Origin of the sequence: Microcystis sp. BLCC-F209 (genome assembly GCF_041928595.1) — a bacterium.
Lineage (GTDB): Bacteria > Cyanobacteriota > Cyanobacteriia > Cyanobacteriales > Microcystaceae > Microcystis.
Genome location: NZ_JBHFLL010000143.1, coordinates 1 through 5,044 on the forward strand (window position 1 = coordinate 1; position 5,044 = coordinate 5,044).

A 5,044-nucleotide genomic window follows, 5' to 3' on the forward strand; every position below is an offset into this window, starting at 1 on the left:
AATTAATTGTTTGGTTTCGTCAGAGACGGTTTTATTAGTGGGATTGATCACAAACTGACGACCACACTCTTTACATTGACGTTTGGGTTTTCCATTATGAATAGAACCATTCTTAATCCTATGGTGAGAACCACAATTAGGGTTTGCTGAATAAGTACGGGCGAAGCATTCGGATAGAAAATCTACCTTTTCACCGATAGGTTATTGTCCGAATGCTTCGCCCCTACAGGACGCGGGCCGATGAAGACGCAAGGTTTTGAAGCACGATTCTCTCAAAATCTTGCACCTGTGGGAGCGAGAAAAGCCACAAAACCCTTACCTTGCCTACATTTGACCTTTATTCAGCAAGCCCTAACTGCTGAAAAGCCTTAGTGTTGAGATTATCCAGTCTTGGCATTTCTGCATTTATTGTCCGAGTAGGCTTCTTAGTCTCAAAAATGACCCCCACTGGACTTTTAACATCCTGGTTATTATGAATCACCAGATCAATGCGCTCTTTTGTATTGATAAAATAGCGATCGGTATAATAGGTATTTTTTTTTAAATCTATCAGCAAATTTTTATTAAACTCTTCGGACTTTTTGCTGTCACATTGCTCCAACAAGCGCGTCAAATTAGCTTGAAAAACCTGAATTGTTTCAGCCTCAGGCTTGATTTTCAAGTACACCCGATTTAAGGCTTGTTTGAGTTCTCGCTTATTGACAATCATAAAAGTTTACCTCTAGGGAAACTACCGATTAATTTTAATTATAGCATTGCCAAATGATCGGTTAAAATAGAAGGATAAAAGTTGCAATCGAGGTCAATCTGTAGAAGCCAAGAATTTCTAACAGCAATGGGGAAAAAATCCCCCGTCACAGCCTAGCTTGACGGGGGGAGTATGTCACTGTTGTAATGCTTTTAAGAAGCGTCCCATAGTGGCAAATAAACCGGACTTTTTGGCTTTATTAACAGGATTAGAACTATCATTAGGATTATTACTAGAAGCTTTCAGAATCAGATTTTCTAAAGCTTCGCCCATGGGTTTAGTGGATTGTTCGGAAATTAACTCGTAACCGTCTTCTTTTTCCAGCCAAACTTGCCACAAGGAAGGATAGGAACGATACACGATCGCTGATTCCAAGGGACGAAAATAATAACAACTTTCTAGGGTACTTAAAAATCTTTCTCGCAATTGTCGGGCTGCGTAACCGATACCCACCACCGATACATCTTCCAATTGGGGAATTAGAAGAACTACGGGGCGATCTTCGGCCAAGTTACAGAGTTTTTCTACGGAATTAATCTCCACCGAGGAGGGACAAACAACTAAAAAAGCTTCATCTTCGGGCTTAATTTTGTTTTCGATGGGAATAAAACGACTACCTAAATCTCCCAGTTGAAAAACTGTTTCTCCCCAATCCCGTCGAGCTAACATGGCGGCCCCGGTATCGGGAAAAATTACCCTTAAACCAGAACCATAACTGTCAAAAATAGAGGTAAAATCAAGGGCTAAAGCTTGCGCTTGCAGGGCAATTTCTGGGATAACTAATTCCACTTGTACGCATCTAGCTCCCGATTCTAGAGCCAGTTGGGTGGCGGCTTTCGCTTGCAGGATCGTTTCTTCTAGGGAATTGGGTAGGGTCATTTCAGTTATCAGTGAGCAGTGAGCAGTTATCAGTGACTACCTCTGCGTCGGTGGCTTAAAATCAGAAAGATTTTAATTTTTATAAAAGGCAGGGTTGATTCATGAATGAACCCTACGTCCTGTAGGGGCGAAGCATTCGGGCAATAACCTATCGGTGAAACCGTAGATTTTCTATCCGAATGCTTCGCCCGTACTTTTTGCCGCAAACCCTACTTAAGTTTATATGAAGTGTGAGGAGATTTGGCATCATCCCCAGCATTAAGATAAATCCTATAAGATATTTTTAGTTTTTAAGAAGAAAGTCGGTAATCGGGGAAAAGGTGAGGAGAGAAAGCTTAGGAAAGCTGATAGGGGCCGTGACGTTGGGCATAATAATCGAGAATTGCCGCAACCAGAGTGCGATCGCTTTCCTGAAAAGTCTCAGTATAGTTAATTTCGAGACTACCGATCTGACTTTGATGATAATCGAATTGTTGGAACTGCTGGGCAGTTAGATGGGTTTCCACACCCTGAACCTGTTGTAAATGGCTGGCTAACTCCCGATAGATAGCCAAGGGCATTTGGGGATAAATAATGGTTTGTTTTTGTTGAATAGCAATCGATCGCACGGGTTTTATTCTCCTGATTCGGAAACATTATAGCTGATCGAGGCTTGCGGTGCGGTGGCTGGTTCGGGGACACCATCCCCTAAACGACGGGTAATAGTTTGACCGTATTGTTCTAAGACAATATAGGGATTGTCGGGATTAGTATTGATCGCTTTAACTAAAATTAAACCATTAGAGAGGCTAGAACCGGGGATAACTCGACGTTCCGTGGCTTCTCCGGGGGCTTTCACGATCGCCATGGCAGTGGTAGGTAACTGGACGATGCCCGATACTTGCACTGCTTCCGCTTCTGTCGGTTGCGGTGGTGGTGGCGGCCCTTTAACTATCGGTGGTTCGGGGTTGGGAGGATTGCCCCTGGGTGCGGCTGCGGGGGTGGAACGATTGCCCGTGGCTGCGGCTGCGGGGGTGGAACGATTGCCCATTGCTGCGGGTGCGGTGGCCGCCGGAGTCCCAGCTGGGGGTTTTTCCGCCACTGTAATTGTAATATTTGGTTGTAGGGGAAAGGGGGCAAAGGGATCGCTGCGACCGCGATTAATTTCTGCCCGTTTTTGGTCGGGATCGGTAGCGGGAATCAATCCCGCTGCTACCCTTGGGGGGGTTGGTTTGGTGGCTGGTTTCATGGCACCCCTAAAGGTGGCAGGTGGGGCAGCTGGGGGACTAGGAGGGGGGGTGGGGGTTTCTTGGCTGGGTGGTGGGGATTGATTAGCTTGGTTGGAAGCTGGACATCCCACCAACAATAAGGCAACACTCCCCACCGATAGGAGTAGCGGCAATTTTTTCATGGGGAAACAAAGACAAAATGGCCCGGTCGGGCAACCTTGGATACTAACATAACATTTGTTCCCCAGAAATCTAGGCCGATGATAGGGGGAAAGTCAGGAACTTGACCCCCCCAGTCCAGTTTTAATACTGACTACCGGATTTGCGATGACCGATGGCGGTGACACCGTTACCATCCAAAACTTGACCCCGCTCGACGGTGGCATAGACTAACCAGCGATCGCCACAGAGTTGTCGCTCTTTGACCGTACACTCTAGATAGGCGAGACTTTCGCTTAAAATCAGACAGCCATTTTCCCCGACTTGGGTTTCTAATCCCATAAAGACATCGCCGCCGGATTTGATGCAATTGGAAAAATGGCGGCGTAAATTGCGCCCTTCCTTAAGAATATTCAAGGTAAAAGTGGTTCCGGAGTTAATTAGGCGATCGGCGGCTTGTTCGTCAGCAACGGCGATAATTAGCCCCGGGGGGTTAAAACTGGCTTGGGATACCCAAGAGGTCAAGAAACCAGCATGAGCCTCGCCCTGACGACTGGTGAGAACACAGAGGGAACCGACGATCCGACCAACGGCCTGGGCAGTGCGATCAATCTGTGTTTCGGTCATTCCCTGTTGGGGAACCCGAAATTTTTTGGTTTTTTTCAAGGTGTGGGCGAAGGTTTCTCCGGCTAAATAACCTGCCTGTAAACTGCTTTCTGTGGGGTTAAAACGCACGCGCAAGGATTCAAAACCGAGGCGATAATTGGCATCTTTGAGTTTAGTTTCAATTAAATCTACCGCTTCCCCACTCCAACCATAGGAACCAAAAACCCCAGCTAATTTAGTTTTTGCTGCCGTGGAAAGAACGATTCCTAAAGCGGTTTGGATCTGGGTGGGAGCGTGACCGGCTAAGGTGGGAGAACCGATAATAAATCCGTCACAATTTTCGATCGCTTGACTAATTTCGGCGGGGGTGGCAAACTCACAATTTATTGATTCTACGGCCAGATCATTTTCTAGTAATCCTCGTTCGATCGAGCGGGCCAGGGTGGCAGTATTTCCGTAGGCAGAAGCATATAATAAAGCCACTTGTAGGGGTCGAGTTTTTTGTTCTTGACACCAATAACGATAATCGTGGGCAAGACGACTAAGACTATAACGAATTATCGGACCATGGGCAGGTGCATAATATTGGGCAGGAAATTCTTTAATTTTGTCGAGGGCCGTTTCTACTGGTTTTGATTGCACGGCATGGAGACAATCAAAATAATAACGACGATCTGCGTCTAATTCTTTCCAATTTTTATCCCAAAGCTCATCACTGCACAGATGCACACTAAAGAATTTATCGCTGTATAAAATTTGGGTTTTTTGGTCAAAAGTGCAGATTCCATCAGACCAGCGTGGGGTAGGGACATTAATAAAACTGAGTTGATGACCCTGCCCTAAATCAAGGATTTCATCGGTTCGTATGCCCACAATTTGGGCATCAGGCAAGGCATTTTTCAGGGTATTGACGGCAGCTTTAGAACAGAGGATGGTGATTTGATGGGTTGCGGCTAATAATGCCTTTAAAGTGACGATACGGTTGGGATTAACGTGACTGAGAATTAGATAATCGAGACGATGTAAGGGGACATATTGACGAATTTCTTCTAAATAAATTTCGGTGAAGGATTCTCCGGGAGGATCGATTAATGCGGTTTTATCGCCCCGGATAAGATAGGAATTAGCGGTGGTTCCCCGTTGACGACCATATTCTATTTCAAATTTTAATCTGTCCCAAGTACGAGAGCGAAAAACCCAAGTTTGATCGGCAATTTCTGCGGTTTGAACATCGCGGGAGCGATTATTGATAGCAGGATTGGGAATTAAGGTAGTAGTGGTCATAGTTGTTAATTTGGTTATTAGTTGTACTGATAACTGATAACTGATAACTGATAACTGATAACTGATAACTGATAACTGATAACTGATAACTGATAACTGATAACTGATAACTGATAACTGATAACTGATAACTGATAACTGATAACTGATAACTGATAAC

At 45.1% G+C, this 5,044-nt stretch carries 4 protein-coding genes and 2 pseudogenes; all 6 read right to left on the reverse strand.

Annotated elements, in window-relative coordinates; genetic code table 11:
- Positions 1 to 141, reverse strand: a pseudogene (locus tag ACE1AQ_RS09080) (ISNCY family transposase); the annotation flags it as partial.
- A 205-nt stretch (positions 142 to 346) separates the two neighbouring features.
- Positions 347 to 709, reverse strand: a pseudogene (locus tag ACE1AQ_RS09085) (class I SAM-dependent DNA methyltransferase); the annotation flags it as partial.
- Positions 710 to 883: 174 nt separating this feature from the next.
- On the reverse strand, positions 884 to 1,627 hold the full coding sequence (locus ACE1AQ_RS09090) for a DUF1995 family protein (protein ID WP_008197882.1): 744 nt from the start codon (positions 1,625 to 1,627) through the stop codon (positions 884 to 886).
- A gap of 335 nt (positions 1,628 to 1,962) precedes the next feature.
- Positions 1,963 to 2,235: a hypothetical protein gene (locus ACE1AQ_RS09095; RefSeq protein ID WP_008197884.1), complete on the reverse strand. Its 273-nt coding sequence runs from the start codon at positions 2,233 to 2,235 to the stop codon at positions 1,963 to 1,965.
- A 5-nt stretch (positions 2,236 to 2,240) separates the two neighbouring features.
- Positions 2,241 to 3,017 carry a hypothetical protein gene (locus tag ACE1AQ_RS09100; protein ID WP_008197886.1) on the reverse strand — a complete coding sequence of 259 codons (777 nt, stop codon included), beginning with the start codon at positions 3,015 to 3,017 and terminating at the stop codon, positions 2,241 to 2,243.
- Between the two features lie 121 nt (positions 3,018 to 3,138).
- The gene (locus tag ACE1AQ_RS09105; RefSeq protein ID WP_374808273.1) at positions 3,139 to 4,884 is read right to left on the reverse strand and encodes a diflavin flavoprotein; all 1,746 of its coding nucleotides are present in this window, start codon (positions 4,882 to 4,884) and stop codon (positions 3,139 to 3,141) included.
- Between the last annotated feature and the right edge of the window lie 160 nt (positions 4,885 to 5,044).